This is a genomic window from Rufibacter roseolus (genome assembly GCF_017916365.1).
Lineage (GTDB): Bacteria > Bacteroidota > Bacteroidia > Cytophagales > Hymenobacteraceae > Nibribacter > Nibribacter roseolus.
Window position 1 is genome coordinate 348,780 of the sequence record NZ_JAFMSU010000003.1, and the last position, 17,619, is coordinate 366,398.

General features: G+C 52.2%; 18 protein-coding genes. 6 read left to right on the top strand and 12 right to left on the bottom strand.

The genetic code is table 11. The annotated features are described in order from the left end of the window. Positions 1-80: 80 nt before the first annotated feature. From J3P35_RS17290 to J3P35_RS17305, 4 genes are all read right to left on the bottom strand, one after another. Complete coding sequence (locus tag J3P35_RS17290; RefSeq protein ID WP_210465928.1) at positions 81-761, bottom strand: Rossmann-fold NAD(P)-binding domain-containing protein; 681 nt, start codon at positions 759-761, stop codon at positions 81-83. 105 nt (positions 762-866) lie between these two features. Next, positions 867-1,454 carry a hypothetical protein gene (locus J3P35_RS17295; RefSeq protein WP_210465929.1) on the bottom strand — a complete coding sequence of 196 codons (588 nt, stop codon included), beginning with the start codon at positions 1,452-1,454 and terminating at the stop codon, positions 867-869. A 101-nt stretch (positions 1,455-1,555) separates the two neighbouring features. Next, entirely contained in the window at positions 1,556-2,035 is a 480-nt protein-coding gene (locus tag J3P35_RS17300; protein ID WP_210465930.1) for a hypothetical protein, read from the bottom strand. Between the two features lie 166 nt (positions 2,036-2,201). Continuing rightward, positions 2,202-2,453, bottom strand: coding sequence for a CBU_0592 family membrane protein (locus J3P35_RS17305; RefSeq protein ID WP_210465931.1), 252 nt, complete (start codon positions 2,451-2,453; stop codon positions 2,202-2,204). Between the two features lie 93 nt (positions 2,454-2,546). On the opposite strand from J3P35_RS17305, the gene J3P35_RS17310 reads away from it, so the two are divergent. Beyond that, entirely contained in the window at positions 2,547-3,440 is an 894-nt protein-coding gene (locus J3P35_RS17310; protein ID WP_210465932.1) for a LysR family transcriptional regulator, read from the top strand. Positions 3,441-3,530: 90 nt separating this feature from the next. On the opposite strand, the gene J3P35_RS17315 is transcribed toward J3P35_RS17310, so the two are convergent. Next, positions 3,531-4,130, bottom strand: a complete 600-nt coding sequence (locus J3P35_RS17315; protein ID WP_210465933.1) for a glutathione peroxidase — start codon at positions 4,128-4,130, stop codon at positions 3,531-3,533. 81 nt (positions 4,131-4,211) lie between these two features. Next, entirely contained in the window at positions 4,212-4,919 is a 708-nt protein-coding gene (locus J3P35_RS17320; RefSeq protein ID WP_210465934.1) for a dienelactone hydrolase family protein, read from the bottom strand. Positions 4,920-5,200: 281 nt separating this feature from the next. On the opposite strand from J3P35_RS17320, the gene J3P35_RS17325 reads away from it, so the two are divergent. Next, on the top strand, positions 5,201-5,497 hold the full coding sequence (locus tag J3P35_RS17325; protein ID WP_210465935.1) for a hypothetical protein: 297 nt from the start codon (positions 5,201-5,203) through the stop codon (positions 5,495-5,497). 88 nt (positions 5,498-5,585) lie between these two features. On the opposite strand, the gene J3P35_RS17330 is transcribed toward J3P35_RS17325, so the two are convergent. Beyond that, on the bottom strand, positions 5,586-6,554 hold the full coding sequence (locus J3P35_RS17330) for a cation transporter (protein ID WP_210465936.1): 969 nt from the start codon (positions 6,552-6,554) through the stop codon (positions 5,586-5,588). After that, a complete protein-coding gene (locus J3P35_RS17335) occupies positions 6,551-7,030 on the bottom strand; it encodes a transporter substrate-binding domain-containing protein (RefSeq protein ID WP_210465937.1) in 480 nt (159 codons plus the stop codon). Before J3P35_RS17335 ends, J3P35_RS17330 begins: the two co-directional genes overlap by 4 nt. Positions 7,031-7,640: 610 nt before the next feature. Here J3P35_RS17335 and J3P35_RS17340 point away from each other — a divergent pair. The 3 genes from J3P35_RS17340 (at position 7,641) to J3P35_RS17350 (ending at position 12,201) form a co-directional block, all read left to right on the top strand. Further along, a complete protein-coding gene (locus J3P35_RS17340) occupies positions 7,641-8,177 on the top strand; it encodes a hypothetical protein (RefSeq protein ID WP_210465938.1) in 537 nt (178 codons plus the stop codon). Positions 8,178-8,449: 272 nt separating this feature from the next. After that, positions 8,450-9,418 (top strand): hypothetical protein, encoded by a 969-nt coding sequence (locus tag J3P35_RS17345; protein ID WP_210465939.1) that lies wholly within the window; start codon positions 8,450-8,452, stop codon positions 9,416-9,418. A 227-nt stretch (positions 9,419-9,645) separates the two neighbouring features. Then, on the top strand, positions 9,646-12,201 hold the full coding sequence (locus tag J3P35_RS17350; RefSeq protein WP_210465940.1) for a SusC/RagA family TonB-linked outer membrane protein: 2,556 nt from the start codon (positions 9,646-9,648) through the stop codon (positions 12,199-12,201). Between the two features lie 100 nt (positions 12,202-12,301). Here the strand turns inward: J3P35_RS17350 and J3P35_RS17355 are convergent, their stop codons facing one another. From J3P35_RS17355 to J3P35_RS17365, 3 genes are all read right to left on the bottom strand, one after another. Beyond that, a complete protein-coding gene (locus J3P35_RS17355; RefSeq protein ID WP_210465941.1) occupies positions 12,302-13,006 on the bottom strand; it encodes a response regulator transcription factor in 705 nt (234 codons plus the stop codon). A gap of 3 nt (positions 13,007-13,009) precedes the next feature. Continuing rightward, the gene (locus tag J3P35_RS17360) at positions 13,010-14,116 is read right to left on the bottom strand and encodes a DNA alkylation repair protein (RefSeq protein ID WP_210465942.1); all 1,107 of its coding nucleotides are present in this window, start codon (positions 14,114-14,116) and stop codon (positions 13,010-13,012) included. Between the two features lie 97 nt (positions 14,117-14,213). Next, a complete protein-coding gene (locus J3P35_RS17365; protein WP_210465943.1) occupies positions 14,214-15,416 on the bottom strand; it encodes an alpha/beta hydrolase family protein in 1,203 nt (400 codons plus the stop codon). A 250-nt stretch (positions 15,417-15,666) separates the two neighbouring features. Here J3P35_RS17365 and J3P35_RS17370 point away from each other — a divergent pair, with 250 nt between their 5' ends. Beyond that, entirely contained in the window at positions 15,667-16,017 is a 351-nt protein-coding gene (locus J3P35_RS17370) for a hypothetical protein (RefSeq protein WP_210465944.1), read from the top strand. On the opposite strand, the gene J3P35_RS17375 is transcribed toward J3P35_RS17370, so the two are convergent. Continuing rightward, entirely contained in the window at positions 16,014-17,291 is a 1,278-nt protein-coding gene (locus J3P35_RS17375; protein WP_210465945.1) for a sensor histidine kinase, read from the bottom strand. The two genes, J3P35_RS17370 and J3P35_RS17375, sit on opposite strands and share 4 nt — an antisense overlap. Positions 17,292-17,619: the final 328 nt, after the last annotated feature.

Here is a 17,619-nt window from a genome sequence, read left to right on the forward strand (position 1 = left end):
AGATTTGGATAGTATTACCCCAGCCCAGGCGAAGAAACAGGCGAAAACTTTTGAGGAGATGCGGCCGGTCAGCGGGCCTTTTACGCTTTGGCCAGCACCTTGATGTCTATCACCTCCAGGATTTGTTTTTGGTAGCCATTGGTGGCTACATAGATCATGGCTTTGCCCAGGTCCCGGAGGGTGGAAATGTAATGGGGTGCCAAGACCCTTACCGCCGGCGCCAGCCAGCCAATGTATTTGTAGTATTTGCTAGTGTTTTTCATGCCCGGGGTAGGCTCCAGAAAGGCAGGCCGGAAGTTATAGACGCTTTTGAAAGGCAGCTTTAGCAGGTCGTTCTCCGTTTTTCCTTTGACCCGGGCCCACATGGACCTTCCCTTTTCTGAGCTGTCTGTACCCGCCCCTGAAACGTAGCAGAAAACCATCTGGGGATTCTGCCGGGCCAGGGTTTGCGCCGCATGCAGGGTCAGGTCATAGGTAAGGTGCCGGTACTCCGCTTCTTTCATTCCCACAGATGATACGCCCAAACAGAAGAAACATGCATGGTAGCCGGCCAACTGGTTTTCAATGGGCGAAAGGTCAAAAAAATTTTGGTGGATGATCTCTTTCAGCTTGGGATGGACTACACCGCAAGGTCGCCTGTTCACCACCAACACCTGCGCTACCTCTGGTTCCTGCAGGCACTCAAAAAGCACGCCTTCGCCTACCATTCCGGTTACCCCGGTGATGATCACGTTGATGCCGGAGGCTGTACTAGTATCCATAGGAAGACTTTTTTAGAAGCGTGGACCTTAAAATACCGGTAAGTAAGTGTAAGCACTGGCGAAGCTACCTAATGGGTGTTTTTAGCACTACTTTGTTCTCAACTCCTATTTGAAATAGTAATTGAACCTAATTGGGTACGGCTTTTCTTGCAGGATTATTTTTCCCTCGAAAGTATTAACCCCACGTTGCGGCAATTTAGCCTTGTATACAAACTTCACCCCAAATTCGCCTTCCTCTTTTTCAACACTATACTCTTCTGGATGACTAATCCTTACGTAAGCACTATCTCCTTCAACTGTACTTAGATTTATAGATGCCACAAATGGTGTTGAAGCAGATACCGTATCGTTACTGAAGGTGACATAAAAATTCTCCTTCCTGTAATCATACTTAAAAACTTCTGTCTTTACGTATCCTTTGTTTTTGCCGTGTGCTAATTTGTAGAATACCACCCCATTCAATGAAGTGTTTACCTGTTTTGTGGTCTCCCTTGCAGTGTCTTGTCGGGTATACTCCAGGTTTCCATCTTCATCAGAGACCGCAACTATTGAAGGGTCTAATGATGGGGCTGATATTATCTCTTCTGCAGAAATTATGTTTATGGTATTATCCTGACTTTTAGCCCTAAAAACATATACAAAGAGTAGCGACAGAGTGGCTAATAACCCTACGGCAATAAGTCCTTTTTTCAATTATTCTAAATGTGTGTTTAGTTCCTATTTATTCCCATAAGGCGCCATTAACTGGTAATTAATCTCCTTTGGAAGACAGCCCAGGCTTGCGGAGCTACTGCTTATTGAAAATGGATCACCGCTTTGTAGCGGAGCCGGCGGCAGGAGGCGTACAATTGGTCATTCTGGGTAAGGAGGTCGTAGAGCAGGTGGTCTTCAAAGCCGTTGCGCCAGAAATCGCCGTTATTGGGGTTGTAAGGATTCAGGACGCAGGTGGCCTGTTTGGCTTCGTTCACATAGATGAGCCCCCAGTTGGCCGGCACCTCGGTTTCCTGTATTTCATTAAAGGGAACACACAGGAAACGGTATCTGCCCATCTCTTGCCCGGGCGTTTGCCAGGCTTTGTTTTGCACGTCTTTTTCAAAATCTGCCCTTGAAACGTAGGCCTTCAGGAGAATACTCCGGCCAAAAGAGCCAATCCCAATCACATCCGGGCGCGGCCCGGTTTCCTCTCCATCGGCAAACTCTTTAAAAACGGCGGCACAACTGCCCTCCGTCAGAATCCATTTACAGGCACTTGCAACTAAGTCTTCGTAAGTCATCCTTTTTGATTTCCTGATTCATGCCCTGGCCATGAAAATGAGTCAGAAATTCTCTTAATCTACGTAAAAAAATCTAAAACCACTTTCTGCGGAAACAGAAGCGGTCTGGGTCCCCTCCTCTCAGGCAGGCAAAAAGGAATCTCCTTTTCTGGCCTCCTACCCAAAATCAGGATAAATATGCTTTCACCAGGGCCACCGCCGTCATGAGCAGCCAGATGGAGTTCAAGACCCAACTGGCGTGCGCGTTCTTGTTTACCGCATAGATAATCAAGAAAAAGCAACCAATCATGTTCATGGACAAATATTCCACAGACTGGCTGCCAATGACGTTGAGGCTATTGAGGCTAAAGGCCGACAGGGAAAAAAGCGCCCCGGTCCAACCAATGGCTTCTTGTATGTATTTTGGGAGCGTTACCATCTTATCTTTGTTTTTAAGGCAAAGGAAAGGCGGGCACCCCGTTCTAAAAATGCCAATATCGGGTTGACTAATGCATAAACCAAATCAGGGGCCATGGAGCTGCAACAAATAAAGTATTTTCTGGCCCTGGCGCAGGAGCTCCATTTCTGGAATACCGCCGAGAAAATGTTCATCACGCAGTCGGCGCTGAGCCGGCAGATCAAGGCTCTGGAGGAGGATTTGGGCGTGCAGCTTTTTGAGCGCAGCAAGCGGAACGTGAAGCTCACCCAGGCCGGCGTTTTCCTGCGCGACCGGTGGCTGCCCCTGCTGGAGGAGATCAACCGCATGCACCGGCAGGCCCGCAAGATTCACGAGGGCGCCTACGGGTCTATCTCCATCGGGTACCCGGGATCAGTGGCGTACGGTTTCCTGCCCGAGTTCATCTCCAGCATTGCGCAGACCTTGCCCGAGCTGAAGGTGGAACTGGTAGAGCCCACCGACATCAGCTTTGAACAGCTGCTGCTCAATTACCAGATGGACCTGGCCTTCAGGAGAGACCCCGCCGAGAACCCCGCCCTGCAGTCCATCAGCCTGTATTCAGAGCATTTCGCCCTGGCGGTGCCCCAGATCCACCGGTTGCGGCAGGACAATTTCAAGGGGCTGCAGGAGGTGAAAGACGAGAAGTTCATCCTCTCGGGCCTGCACCACCAGACCTTGTATGTCAAAGGCCTGCGGCAGATTTTTAAGGAGTACGGCTTCACGCCCAACGTGTACATTGAATCTGATTTCGGGGGCATGATTCTGAGCCTGGTAGCCCGTGGTTTGGGCGTCACCATCTTGCCCAGTTCTTATTCCTTCGGGGCGCCGCCCGATGTAAGGTTCATCAACCTGCCGCACAAAGCCAACCTGTACGTGACCTGGCGCCGCGAAGACACCAGCCCCGTGCTCACCAACGTGCTGAAGCAAGTGCAGGAAACCGCCCAGAAATTCAACACCGACCAGATCTGAAGTCCCACAATAAGGCACTTTCAAGAAAAACGCCCCTAATACACAATGTTCTCGCGTTTTGGGGGCGTTTTCTATAAACCAGGCTACAATCTAGCTCTTTGGCTGCTGCCGGAGCGCGGCCTTGATCTCCTCGCCTACCGGAGACACCGCCGGCCCGAAGTAATGCGTGAGGTTGCCCTGCTCATCTATTAGGTATTTGCTGAAATTCCAGTCGGGTTGGTGCTCGTTCCAGCCGTTTTTCTGGGCGTGTGACAGCCAGTCATATACCGGGTTCTGCCCCGGATTCTTCACCACCACGCTCTTCTTGGCCAGCGGAAACGTCACCCCGAAGTTCACCTGACAGAACTGCGAGATGGCGGCATCATTGTCTTTCTCCTGCTCCTTGAAATCATTGGCCGGGAACCCGATAATGACCAGATTATCTTTCTGTTCTTCATGCAACTGCTGCAATTCCTCGTACTGGCCGGTGTACCCGCAGTTGGAGGCCGTGTTCACCAGCAAGACCTTCTTGTTTCTGAACTGACTGAAATCCAGCGCGCTGCCGTTGTTGAGCGTGGCTTGCAACCCATAGAAAGGCTGGGCTGCGGGCACCTGCTGCCTGTTCTCCAGTATCTTCCCGTTTTTGGTTGACTTGGACAGCCGCATAATCAACGGGTACAGCCATTTCATGATTCTTTGTCTTAACTCCATGGGGTAAAGGTAAGGTTACAAGTTGAAGGTTTACGCCTGCGTACATCGCCAATCCATTTCACAGTGGTTTCTCCGGGGATATCAGGCTTTCAGCCGATTGGCGAAAAAGGCAAGGGTGGTGGCCCAGGCTTCTTTGGCGGCCAGCGGGTGGTAACTGGCGCGTTCATCGCAGTGGAACCCATGGTCTGCGTACGAGATCACAGTATTGATGTAGTCTTTGCCGGCTTCCTTCACTGCGTTGATGATGGTGTCAATCTTCTCCTGCGGAATGTGGGCGTCTCTACCACCCCAGAAAAACAGGTGCGGCCCATGCAGCTTACTAGCCTCGCCCGCCAGTGTATCCAGCCCGCCGCCGTAGTAAGACACCGCCGCCGCCAGGGGCAGCACCGTATTGGCGATGAAAGACACCCGTCCGCCCAGGCAAAACCCAATGCTGCCAATCTTGTCCGGCTGCACAGTAGGTTGCTGTTGGAGCCAGTCAAACGAAGCCTGTAAATCGGCGGCCAGGCCTTCTTTGGTGATGGCCTGGTAGTGCGGCATGGCCGAGGCGAAATCAGAGTAGCTGATCTCCACCCGTCTGGCGGTGCGGTGAAACAGATCAGGGGCGATGACGGCGTACCCTTCCCCGCAAAGCCTATCCGCAATACTTCTGATGTGGCCATTCACCCCGAAAGCCTCCTGTAAAACAATGATGGCCGGGAATGGGCCCGCTCCCTCGGGCAGCGCCACGTAAGCCTCCATGGGCGTACCATCGGTTACTTGCAGGGTAATAAAATCGTGGTTGGTCATTCTGTAGTTGATTATGGTTCTGGCGCCAGGATTGCCTGATAGTTCCTTTACCGCAAAGTCTGTTTCAGCGCCAGTTTAACAAAAACACCTTCTAAACGAAAAGGTTACAACTGGGCATCGGCCAGAAGGGCTGCATGCTTTCTGTTTGTTATTGGAAAACGGCCCTAAATTGGCTTTCTGCAGGCAGGATGGCAAGCCGTAAGAATTAAGACCGAGCAACCATCCGGTTTTCAATCCGTTTTATAAGGCTGCAATTGATGTAGAACTTAACTCTAAAGGATATGAAAAAGGTAACATTTTTAGCGGCTTTGTTTCTGGCTGCCGGCCTGCAACTGAATACTGCCCAAGCCTCTGACCACCCGGTACAAGATACCACCCAGGTGAAAACCACTAACAAAGAGCGGGCAAAAACCGGGGTTAACCAGGTAGGCCACGGCGCCAAGTCAGTGGGCAAAGGCACCAAGAACCTGGCGGTAAGCGGCGCCAAGGCTACGGCCAAAGGCGCTAAGAAAGCCGGCAAAGCCGTGAAGAACACCACCAAAAAAGGCGTGAAAAAGGTAGACGAGAAGATTGACTAACCTGGATAGAAATTCGCCCACAAAAAAAGCCTTCCTGAAGTTCAGGAAGGCTTTTTTTGTGGGCGAATTTCTATCCAGTGTAAGAGGATCAGTTCTCCTCCGCTCCGTTTTGCGGCAATTTCCGAACGGGCATGATCGTGAATTCCTGGATGCGCCAGTCCAGGTCCCTTACTTCCTGGAGCAATTTCTCTATCTGCTGGGTAAGCTGCCCGTTTTGGTCATGGGGCACCAAAAACGCCTCGCCAGAGTAAATATGGCCTTCCTCGCGCATCCTGAACGCGTGTTCCTTAATCCAGGACTGGCCTTTGAGTTTATGCTCTATCTGGTTGAGCAAAGGATCGGTTTCCTGGTCATCCACGGTCTTGGGGATTTGGTCCATGAGATCGAAAACAGCCTGCTTCAGGTTGGTGTAGCCGTCTTTGATGATGTCCAGGGAGATGAGGAGCGCCGCCACCGAATCGGCCCACCACCAGCCCATTCCAATACCTATTATACCCGGAATCGCCGCCGCCCCCGTCATCCAGTCGGCTTTGTTCATGTCGGCATCGGTGTAGAGGTTCTTTTCGTGGAGTTGCTTGGCCAGGGGCAGCTTCATGCGGCCCAGGATCATGGCCGGTATGGTGCTGTAGAGCATGGCCGCAATCATGAGATAGCCCAGCCAGATCTCGTGCCCGAAAATGACTTTGATCCCGATGGTGGGGTGCTCCTGCTTGAGCAAGGTGTGCACCGAATCATAGATGAGAAAGCCCCCCACTGAGAACAAAGCCAGCGCGCTGCACAGATACGCAATACTCACCACCCGGTGGTACCCGTACGGAAAATTCTTGTTCGGTTTCTTGTGGAACACCCGCGAGGCGATCAGGAATGAAATGGAGGGCGTAAGGCTCAGGATATCCTCAAACCAGGCGGTTTTCATGGCCTGGGAGTTGCCCATGGTGAGGAACACCACAATGGAGGTAGTGATCAGGTAGCCTACCGTGATCCATTCCAGCTTTTTGGCTTTTTTGAAAACCGGCTGCAGTTCCTCTGGATATTCAAATCTGCTGACCTGTTTCATGGCTGTACCCGGTTTTGGATGACGGATTTCTGCTGGTTCAGAAAGCTTTCCAGTTTCACGGTGAAGGCATTCTCTCCCATGATCACCGCCATGACGTGTTTCTTTTTCTCCACCTCTACAAACGGCCGGGTAAAAGAGATTTTGCTTTTCCAGGGCGAGTCATCTGTGAGCCCGGCAATTACTAAATGCAGTTCATTTTTCTCCAGATCCTCCAGCAGGTTCTGCTCAGAGTCATTCTGCCACTCTACTTGTGCGTTGATACTTTTAGCGAAGGCTTTCACCAGATCTGCCTCAATGCCGGTGGGGCCATCTGGGCCTTTCACCACCCAGGGCGGGTTCTCTGAGTACCCCACTTTGAGGGTTCCGTTGCTGACCTGCTCCAGCGTTTTCTCCGGGTCTTTGGGAAAGTCTTGGCAACTGGTGGCCAGCAGGAGAACGCAAAACAGGTAAAAGATAAAATAGCCACTGCTATGCATGCGTAGGTTATTTAAGGTTAAGGGAGAAAACTGGGCGATATTTTCAGTCTATTGCTATATAGGACTAAAACAATTTACCCGAATTGCTGTTATTACGCACTCCACGCCAGATTGGTTAATGCCCGGCCAGGTTGGTTTTAAAAGGAAGCATCTAAATTCCTTTCCGGAGAATCCTGGTCAGAATGCTCTAATTCCCCACCCCTGCGTATCTCCCTGTTCTTCAATCCCCTGCTCTCTCCCTGATTCATCCCTTCCATTATTTTACAGAGTTAGCTTAGGTGACAGATCTCTTTTAGAAATTTGAGAACCAGTGAATTTGTAAGATTCCGTTTAGGGGCTATTCTATGAAAACGGCGGCAAAACCTAGGCCGGAACGCCGCTTCCTCAGACTCAGCCTGCTTAGCGGATATTTTAAGCTGTTGTGGCAAATTAATCTCAGCTTCAGGAAAGAACTTAGGGTGGGGTAAGCTTCTTTCCAGGAAATTGCTTTAAAGTTTTCGTCTTTCCTGCGGGCTTATTTTGCGTAAAAACAAATACACTAGGGTTAAAACAAAGGCAACGGTATTTCCATCCCAAATTTCTGAAAACAGGGAGAAAACCCGTTCTTTCCGTGGTTGAAGCTAATTATATTCAGGCCTCAGAATTACTCAACACCATGCGCTCCCATACCCTAAACTTCGTCACGATTGCCGCCTTGCTCCTCTGGGCCGGGATGGTCATTGGCATCTCCTTTATTGAAGCCCCTGTGAAATTCACCGCGCCTGGCATTACCCTGGCACTAGGCCTGGGCATTGGGCGGCTGGTATTTGGCGTGCTGAACAAGGTGGAGATCGCGCTCTGCACCGTGGCGCTGCTGGGCCTGCTTTTCAACCATGGCACTAGAAAAGAATGGACTCTGCTTGGCTCTTTGACCAGTATTCTCTTGCTGCAGACGTTCTGGCTGCTGCCTACCCTGGACGTACGGACGCTGGCCGTTATTGCCGGAAACACAGCACCGGGAAGTAACCTGCATTACCTGTACATAGGGCTGGAAGTCATAAAACTAGTGTTGCTGGTTTCCAGTGCCGCCGTGGTGAACAACACCACTATCAAAGCAAAGCACGTAGAACGGCTCCGCCTCCACCAGCTCCAGAAAATGGTTTCGTGATTCTCCTCTCAATTGCCGAACGCGCCCGGGCCTCTTCCTGGCCAGAGAATTGCAGCGCCGTTTAAGGGTTGTTTAAAAGAAATCAGCCCTTAAACGGCTTTTCTCTTTTGGGTAAGATTTCAGATTTTCATGACCGAAAAACCCTACCATCGGGTAAAACCTCTGCGGCCCGAATAAACACCTAATTATCAGGTTATATCCAACTATCCCCCTATAGAAGCGTAGCCAATACGCCCACACCCTGGATAATAGCCCCTGATAATTAGCATGATATGAAAAAAGGATTCACAATCGCTTTCCTGATACTTCTGGCCCTGGTAGTGGCCGCTGGGGTTGTCATCGCCACCACGCCTACCAAAAAGCTCATTTCCTTTCTCGCGCCTAAGATTGACAACATCCGGATCACCGATACCAAAATTGGGGAGAAAACCGCCACCATGAACGTGCTCATGGATGTGGAGCCTTCGCTGGTATCCAGCTTCGTGGACAGTATTTCCTATAAATTCAAACTGTACAACAAAAGCGTGGCGCAGGGACAGAAGAGTTTTGAGCGCGATGCCAAACAGAAAAAGCAGACCATCAAATTCCCGATGACCATGGACCACAACAAAACCAGGGAACTGGTGCGGCGCCAGGTAAGGGAGGGCGAAAAAGTAAGGGCTTACATTCAGGCTTTCACCGATATCCCGCTGCTGGGCCGGCGCAAGTTTGACATAGACGAATCCCTGGACATGGTGATTCCGGCGGTGCCCGGCGCCGAGGTCACCAACCTCAAGATCACCGATTTCGGGCTGGACGAGATGGAGATGGTCATGACCATGAGCCTGGACAACCCCAATGAGTTTGATTTCTACATCCGGGATATGAAGATGACACTGAACTTCCCAGACAAGATGAGCTCCGTGGGCGGCACGGTGAAAGACTACCTGGTGAAGGCCCAAAGCGTGACCCCCATCCAAATTCAGGCCGTGTCTGACGTGAAGAAACCCCTGAAGACCACCTTCAAGACCCTTTTGGGCGACCACGTTTGGAACTACAACATGAAAACCTACATGGTGCTGGAGCCCAAAAGCGACGTGGTGGGCACTATTCACATGGATGCCGTGAAGACCGGTAAGATCAACGTGGTGCAGCAGCTCAAGAAAATAAAGGAAACCAAAAAGGCCGAGAAGAAAGACGAGAAAGAAGAAAAGAAAGAAGCCAAAGAGCAGCGCAAAGAAAAGAAGAAAGAAACCAGATAGCCGCGCCTTGGGGCTTTTCCCAGAAAAACAGGGCATAAACTGTTCTGCATCTGGTGGCATAAAAGTTTAAGGACAAAAGCGTATTTTGCTTTGCAAATTCTTGAATCCACCACCCTATGCCAAACGTCTACTTCAATCGTTTTCGCAAAAGCATATTCTTTCCCTCGGCAGCCTTCACGCTTGCTGCCTTTTGTGTTCCGCAGGCTTCTTTGGCCAGGCAAGAACCCTTGCAGGCCCCCTCAGACTCGGTGCAGGTGGGCTATGGTTTAAAGAAAAGGCAACAAACCACCGGTGCCTTGCAGACCGTTACCGCCAAGCAGTTCAATCAGGGCCTGGTGGTTTCACCAGAGCAGCTTATCTCCGGGCAAATAGCGGGTTTACAGGTTATGGGTTTAACAGGGGCACCCGGCGCAGGTTTCCTGGTGCAGCAGCTCAGAAATGCTACCCTGGCGGGCAGAAGTGCTCCTTTGGTTGTTCTGGACGACGTTATTCTGGAGAGCGAGGCAGAGGAAGAACTGGTGTCCGCGCTGGCGCTCCTCAATCCGCAAGATCTTGCCTCTATTACCTTGCTGAAAGACGCCGCTGCTACCGGTATGTATGGCTCCCGCGGAGTGAACGGGGTGCTGCTTTTAACCTCCAAACGCGGGGCAGAAAACAAGAAGCTCCAGGTGGATTTCCGGTCACAGATAGCCCTTTCTACCCTGCCCAGAAAAGTGGAGGTGCTTTCCGGTGATGAATTCAGGCAGGTGGTTACGCAACGAGGCAACCAGGAACAAAAAGCCAGGCTGGGACAGGCCAGCACAGATTGGCAGGAGGAGGTGTATGAAAACGCCGTCAGCCATGACCAGAATTTGAGCCTGGGTGGTACCGTGGGTTTCCTTCCCTACCGGGTGGGGGTGGGTTACCTGCACCAGAACGGCATTCTCACCAACAGCTATTTTAAACGCAAATCCGCAGCCCTTACCCTGAACCCCTCTTTTTTTGAGGACCACCTGAAGCTGGATATCAGCCTTAAAGGCACTAAGGGCGAGACCCGGTCACCAAACCAACGGCTGATAAATGCCGCGGTGAACTTCAACCCTACGCAGCCGGTGTATGCCTCCAACGGAGATTACTTTGAATGGCGTGATGCGGAAGGCAAGCCCGAGGCATTTGCCCCCTTGAACCCGCTGGGCCTTCTGGAGCGCTCCACCTCAGGCCAGGAATCAGAAAGAAAGTTTGGCAACGCGCACCTGGCGTACCGCTTTCATTTTCTGCCGGCCCTTACCGCCCATATCAACCTGGGCTATGACCATCACAACGCCAATGGCAGGGACAACAACAACATTTCAGCCACTCCAACTGATTACCTTTTAACCGTAGCCCAGTTTGGCCACACCCGTAAGAACCGGCTTCAGGAGTATTACCTTACCTACGCTGCGCCGCTGGAGAAGCTTAAAAGCCAGTTAGACTTTACGGCCGGCTATTCGGCCCAGAAAACCCTAAATAAATTCTTCCTGAATTCTGTTTCTGAGCCGGAGGGCAATCTAAGGTCTGGTTACAGCTATGAGACAAACACTACTAAAAAAGCATTCTTCGGGAGCTTGCAGTATGGGTTCAAAGGACGTTACTTCCTGACCGCCTCGGCTCGCCAGGACCAAAGCCCGTATTTTGCCGAGCAAAACAGAGATTTCACCTCCAAAGCGGTAGGCCTTGCCTGGCTTCTTTCTGAGGAAGCGTTTCTCAAAGACCAGGACCTTCTCTCCTACCTGAAAGTAAGGGCCAGCTACGGCGTGCAGGGCAACACCCCTTTGTTTCCCGCCTTCAACCCTTTCAATAGCGGCACCACCTCCAGCGCTTTTCCCAATCCAGATTTAACCTGGGAGAAAACCACTTCCTTTAACCTGGGGGCAGATGTTGGGCTTTGGGGTACCCGTTTCAACGCCAGCCTTGATTTGTTTTTAAAGAAAACCGATGATCTGCTAACCTACAGAGCCCTCCCGAACACCAACAACGGCTTTTCCTACGTCATGGCCAATGGCGGCGAGGTGCAGACCAAAGGCGGCGAAGTATCTCTCCGATACCTGGCACTAGACTCAGACAACACCAAATGGGTAGTGGCTTTGAATGCCTCTTATACATCTAATAAACTGGTCTCCGGACCCATGGGGGCTTACGGGGCCAGAACCTTTCTGCTGGCTTTTACCAATCCCCGGTCCGTCAACGCACCCGGGCATGAACTGGATGCCTACTCGGTTTACGTGCAGAAATACAACAACGGTTCGCCGCTGGAAGGGCAGTACGAGGACGTAAACAACAACGGCACCTTCGGACCGGAAGACCAGAGAATCTACCATAGCGCAAGACCCAAAAGCTTGTTAGGCTTCACCTCGCAGGGCACGTACAAACGGTGGAGTCTGGGCTTCATGGCCAGGGCACAATTGGGAGCGTATGCCTACAACCGCCATGCGGCAGAAACCGGTTATTACAACAGCTTCAGAAGTTCGGCCTGGCTCCAGAACCAGTCTTCCAGCGTGCTGGAAACCAACTTCAACCTCCCGCAGCCTTTCTCAGACTATTACGTGGAGAACGCCTCTTTCCTCCGGATGGAGTACCTCAGCGCAGGCTATGATTTCGGGAAAATCCTGCAGGACAAGGCCCGGCTCAATCTCATTGCCACCGTGCAAAATGCTTTTGTCATCACCGGCTACTCCGGCCAGGACCCTGAGGTGGCCTACGGAAACGGCACGGTGCATTACCCAAGAGCCCGCACCTTCTCCCTCACCCTGGAGGTGGGCCTCTAAGCCAGCAACCCAAACTAAAGACCGCAAGGGCTGCCTGGTAGCGGCTCTTGCGGTTTCTAGTTTTAAGGGTAGTTTGATGAAATCAGGCGTAAAACGCAGCTTATTCCGCCACCTCCAACTTATAGCCCCGGCCATGCACGGTAGTGATTTTCACCGAAGAGTCTGGCTGCAGGTATTTACGGAGACGCGAAATGAACACATCCAGGCTGCGGCCCACAAAGTAACCGTCGTCTTGCCAGAGGCGCTGCAGGATCTCCTCGCGGCGTAATAGCTGGTGCGGGTGCTGGGCGAAAAGGCGGAGCAGTTCGGCTTCCCTATCGGTGAGGGTGTGGGTTTGGCCGCCCACGTGCAGCAACAGGTTCTTGAACTCCAATGAAGAAGTACCAAAAGAGATGACGTCTGTGGCGGCAAGTTTTGCCTGGTCAGGTGGCGTAGTTTTAGGAGCCGTGCGACGCAGAATGGCTTTCACGCGGTACACCAATTCCTCCAGTCCGAAGGGCTTGGTCAGGTAATCGTCGGCACCCAGCTCAAAGCCTTGCAGACGATCGGCCTTGAGGGCTTTGGCGGTCAGGAACATGAACGGTACCGGCAGGTTGCGCTGCCTGATTTCCTCCGCCACTGAGAATCCATCGCGCTTGGGCAACATCACGTCCAGTACGCAAAGGTCAAAGGTCTCCTGGGCCAGCGCCGATAATCCGGCTTCACCGTCCGGGCAGAGGGTGACCTGGTACCCCGCCGTCTCCAGGCTGTCTTGCAACAGGAAACCCAAACTAGGGTCGTCCTCCACGATCAGGATGTGCGCCATAACTCAGTTGACTACTAGAAAGTCAGCGATAACCTTTTCCTGACCATTCACGATCACCGACACGCGGTGCTCTCCCGGATAGTACCTGCGCGTGGTGATGAACCTGAAGCTCTGCCTGCGGGTAACGGTGGTTTCCTCAATTGGGGCAAATTCGCGCTCGCTGATCTTGAACACCTTCCGGGCCAGGGAGTTTTTTGCTTTTTTATAATACACGCCGTATTCCAGTCGTACTTTCTGGGGCGTTTCAGAGGTGTTTTTCAGGGAAAAGGCGAAAAGCAGATCCTGCCCCAGCGCCACCTGGGGGGTTAACACTTTGAAGCCGGAGACCTCCAGATGGGCCGCTCCGTTAAACCCGAAATACTGGAGCACCTCGGTATGGCCTTGCTTGAGCAACGTGCGGCAGCCGTGTTTCACTACCCAATCGGATTCTTTGGTTTGGCCTTTCCATTGGGCCAGCAGTTCCAGCACCAGCTCGGGGTTATCCTTGGAAATGTCGTTGAGGTTATTGGCCACGCTCCGGCGCACGAACTCAGAAGCATCTGCTTTGAGGTTCTCCAGGATGGGCAAAATGGGCGACGGATCGCGTTTGAGGAAGGGCAGCGCCATGGCCCAAGGCAACCGGGGACGACAACCTTCGGAGGAAAACCGCCTGACCGCGTGGTGATCGTGCGTGGACCAGGCTAGCATCTGCGCCATCATACGCTCGGGATATTTCAGAAGGAACGGACGAACTGCGAACTCACAGCTAATGAACTGCGTGATCTGCTCCATGGCCCAGACGGAAGTTTCCAGGTCCTCCAGGCCGTACAGTTCCACATAATCTGGGAAGAACATGAATTCCACGTGCTGCACAGGAAACTGACTATCGCGTAGCCGTTGGATGGTTTGCAGAATCACCCCTACCGCCTCGGGAAAATTAGAGGGCAGAAAATGGTGCAGCGTGCGGGCGGTGTGCCGCATGCGCTCCTTCAGTTCTTTCGCTTCCCAACCCTCCGCGAAAATCAACTGCCTGAACTGCTCCTGATCAAACTGAGGCAAGATAGTTTTCAACACCTGACCGAACTGGTCATAGAACTGGGGCGAATAGACGTCTTTCAGGAGCGCGGGCATGGGCAGAGGTTGAGGCGTTTGGGGGCTAATTTCAGGAAAAGCCCTGAAAAACGCGAATCTTACTCCTTGCCTAGGCCCACATTGGTTTTTGGTTTCATTACTGGTTCAAAGACTCAAACCATTGCAGCACATCCAGCATCATGGGTTCAATGCTGGTGCGGTGGGTACCGCCCTGGATGGGAGTAAAAGTGACATTGGTAGCCCCGGCCGCCACAAACTGGTTATAGGTGGTTACGGTGGTCTGGTAGAAAACCGCCTCATCGTCGGTGCCGTGGTACAGGCGGGTGGGCGTGGTGGGTTTCCAGTCCAGGAGGCTGTTGTTGGCAAGGGCCTGTTTCAGGGTGGTCTCCCCCGATGGATTGCTCAGGTTCGCGTAGAAAGTAGGGTTAAAAAGCGCCGTGGTGGAAGTGGTGAGCTGCGCATCTATGTCTTCCCGGCTTTTGGTGCCGTCCAATAAACCCGGAAGCCGGTCGGCGTACGGCTGCTGGAAGAAATCTGAGAACGGGCGGTTCCAGCCATAGGTCACGTTGTAGCCATTCAGGATCTGGGCCAGGAAGGAAGGGGCTGCGTAGTTTTGCACGGTGGCAATAGTGGAGAGCATGGTATTGAGGTCATAGCCCCCGGCGCCGGCCGCCACGGCAGTCAGGTCCAGATCCAGGTCGGGGTTGGATTCTATCTCTTTCTGGGCGGCCAGCGTCACATAGCCTCCCTCAGAATATCCCACCAGAAACAGGTTGTCATTCGTGGCGATCTGTTCGCGGTCCAGGTAAAACTCCGCGGCCCGCAGCATGTCCACCACCGCGGCGGCAGAATGTTCCTCATCGTAATAAGGGTGGACCAGGTCTTTGGAGGTGCCGTAGCCAATAAAATCGGGGATCACGGTGACGTAGCCCACCGCCGCAAAGAGCTCAAAACCGGTGAAACTCTGGGGAAAACTGGAAGGGGCATCGTTATCCCGGAAAATGGTGCCGTGCTGGGCACTCACCAGCGCCGGGGCACCAGGCGTGTTCTGCGGAACGCACAGTAAGCCCGAGGCCTGGATCCTGGATCCTTTGTAGGTGGTATTGTAAATGAACCTGAAGAACTCAATGTCATAGTCAATGAATGAAACAAAATTCCCGTACCCCGCTGTCACGGCATAAGCCTGCAGCGCTACCTTGGGAACTACGCCCAGCGAGGTAGCCGACACGAAGTAATCACCATCCTGGGGTTTCGGATCTTCATCATCGGAGAAATCGCAACCGCTAAAGACAAATAAAGCCAGCACTACCCAGCTAAACTTTTTCAGGCTCTTTTTCATATCCCTTTCTATTAAGCTAAACTAATCCGCCTCTTTACTTCCCACCTGATAGTCAAGGTATTAATTAATATTTTCAATTAAAACACAATATTTTCTTTTTAACCTTCAAATAAACTGGTTTGCTTCTTCAGTGGAGGGTCTTCGATTCAGTTTTTGGTAACAATAAGTTAACATTAGCGCCGCAAGCATAACATTGTCTTCACATTCTCCTCACAGGGAAAGTGTAAATTACTTTCTTAATCACAGGATTATGAAGGAGATAGCACTGAACACCCTGCTGACAGACCTGGAGCCGCTGATGCTGAAAGTGAAAGTAGTTACGGGCGGTTACCTTACAGAGGTCCAGACCCTGATGTGCGAACGGCTGGAGCGCCTGGGTGTGGCCACCGGAAACCAACCGCTGGAGTTCTACTGCACCGAGCAGGACCATGTGCTGGCCTTCCATTTCGCCCGGCGGCTGGATCTTCAGAAATCCATCTGCGCCATAGACTATTTTCCCCAGCACTCGCCTAAAGAAGTAAGCAAAGTCTCAGACAAGTTGCTGGAGGTCCTGCGAAAACCGCCTGTTTTTACCAAAAAGGCCTCAAAACACCATTCTTAGTTCACGGGCAGCACCAACCGGAAACAGGTGCCCTGCTGCTCTGTGCTCTCCACGGTGACTTGTCCCTGGTGCGCCTCCATGATGGCTTTAACATAACTCAGCCCCAACCCGAAGCCTTTCACGTTGTGCACGTTGCCGTTGGGCACGCGGTAGAACTTATCAAACAGAAATTTCTGGAACTCCTGCTTTATGCCAATGCCGCGGTCACAGATGCTGATCAAGATGCCCTGCTCGGTGTCGCGGGTGCTCACCTCAATCTCCGGCGCCTGATTGGAGTACTTCTCCGCGTTGTCCAGGAGGCTATAGAAAGCATTGGCTACGTGCAGACTATCGGCGTGAACCAGGGCATTGGTGGCCTGGAGATCAAGCCGAAGATATCCGGAACGTTGCTGCAGCCTCGGGGCCAGGTTCTCGCCAGTCTGCTGCAGCAGCGCGTGCAAATCCACGGTCTCTTTTTTCAGGGCCAGTTCGCGGCTTTCCATGGTGGCCATCTGCAGCACCCGCTCTACCTGGGCACGCAGGCGCTCGTTCTCGGAGTGGATCAGGTCATGGTAGCGGGTGAGCCGGTCCGGGGACAAGGTCTCGGAACGTTTGCGCAGGACCTCGCTGGCCAACCCGATGTTGGTAATAGGGGTTTGAAGCTCGTGGGTGAGGTTGTTGATAAAATCAGTTTTGAGCTCTGAGAGGCGTTTCTCGCGCAGGATCTGCACCATGGTATAGGCGAAGAACAGCACTACCAGCAGCAGTGCGCCTGTGGAGTACCACCAGAATTCCATTTCCCGCAGAATAAACGAGGTTTTGCCCGGAAACACCACCGCCAGGTTGTACAAAGGCGTTGCCCCTGCCTGCTCATGCCGAACCACCGGTTCTGGAGCCGTATTGCTCACCCGCTGGGAGGCCGGCACATACTGCCCAAACATGAGCGTGTCATCCAGGCTGTTATAAAAACCAAACTCATAGCGCTCCTGCAACTTCCGTTTGGCCAGTTCCTGCCGCAGGATCTTACTGGCCTGGGCCGGATCCACGGGCGCGTTCAGTTCCGCCAGAAAGAAGTTGGAGGCTACCTGCTGCACCGGCTTCGCCGAGGTCACTTCTTTGCCGCTCTGGGCCAGCAACTGATCAGATACACTGGTGAGCGCCACCTGCACGCTGTGGTTGAAAGCCCGTTCCTGGGCACTGTAGGCTTTGTTCAGCCACACCAACTGCACCGATAACAAGGCCACCAGCGCCACGCAGGCCAGCACCAGAATTATTTGGATTTTCACTCGGCTCATGGCTCTAAAGTACAGAATTTCCGGCGCTCTTCAACCGCATTAACATCTCATTAACATCTTTTTACAAACCATTAACCTGGGTGCATTTCGGTAGCCGGTATGTTTGCAGAGGAGTAAATACATGAGTAAAAAGAGAAGAATTCACGACGGAAGAAGAGAGTTTTCAAGGGGCAAAAGTGGTGCATTCCGTCCCCTTTGAAGGTCCAGGATGAGAAGTCGGTTTCATTCTAAATTTTCTCTGGTTCAAGTTTTTAACTTGGACCTACTATGAACTGAAGTTTTCAACTTCAGTGAGGCAAAAGCCTCAAAAGGAGCATTCAAAGACTGA

Bases quoted from the DNA above. Each gene is read 5' to 3' on its own strand.
- J3P35_RS17290 (WP_210465928.1), bottom strand. From the start codon at position 761: ATGGATACTAGTACAGCCTCCGGCATCAACGTGATCATCACCGGGGTA.
- J3P35_RS17300 (WP_210465930.1), bottom strand. From the start codon at position 2,035: ATGACTTACGAAGACTTAGTTGCAAGTGCCTGTAAATGGATTCTGACG.
- J3P35_RS17305 (WP_210465931.1), bottom strand. From the start codon at position 2,453: ATGGTAACGCTCCCAAAATACATACAAGAAGCCATTGGTTGGACCGGG.
- J3P35_RS17310 (WP_210465932.1), top strand. From the start codon at position 2,547: ATGGAGCTGCAACAAATAAAGTATTTTCTGGCCCTGGCGCAGGAGCTC.
- J3P35_RS17315 (WP_210465933.1), bottom strand. From the start codon at position 4,130: ATGGAGTTAAGACAAAGAATCATGAAATGGCTGTACCCGTTGATTATG.
- J3P35_RS17320 (WP_210465934.1), bottom strand. From the start codon at position 4,919: ATGACCAACCACGATTTTATTACCCTGCAAGTAACCGATGGTACGCCC.
- J3P35_RS17325 (WP_210465935.1), top strand. From the start codon at position 5,201: ATGAAAAAGGTAACATTTTTAGCGGCTTTGTTTCTGGCTGCCGGCCTG.
- J3P35_RS17330 (WP_210465936.1), bottom strand. From the start codon at position 6,554: ATGAAACAGGTCAGCAGATTTGAATATCCAGAGGAACTGCAGCCGGTT.
- J3P35_RS17335 (WP_210465937.1), bottom strand. From the start codon at position 7,030: ATGCATAGCAGTGGCTATTTTATCTTTTACCTGTTTTGCGTTCTCCTG.
- J3P35_RS17345 (WP_210465939.1), top strand. From the start codon at position 8,450: ATGAAAAAAGGATTCACAATCGCTTTCCTGATACTTCTGGCCCTGGTA.
- J3P35_RS17355 (WP_210465941.1), bottom strand. From the start codon at position 13,006: ATGGCGCACATCCTGATCGTGGAGGACGACCCTAGTTTGGGTTTCCTG.
- J3P35_RS17360 (WP_210465942.1), bottom strand. From the start codon at position 14,116: ATGCCCGCGCTCCTGAAAGACGTCTATTCGCCCCAGTTCTATGACCAG.
- J3P35_RS17365 (WP_210465943.1), bottom strand. From the start codon at position 15,416: ATGAAAAAGAGCCTGAAAAAGTTTAGCTGGGTAGTGCTGGCTTTATTT.
- J3P35_RS17370 (WP_210465944.1), top strand. From the start codon at position 15,667: ATGAAGGAGATAGCACTGAACACCCTGCTGACAGACCTGGAGCCGCTG.
- J3P35_RS17375 (WP_210465945.1), bottom strand. From the start codon at position 17,291: ATGAGCCGAGTGAAAATCCAAATAATTCTGGTGCTGGCCTGCGTGGCG.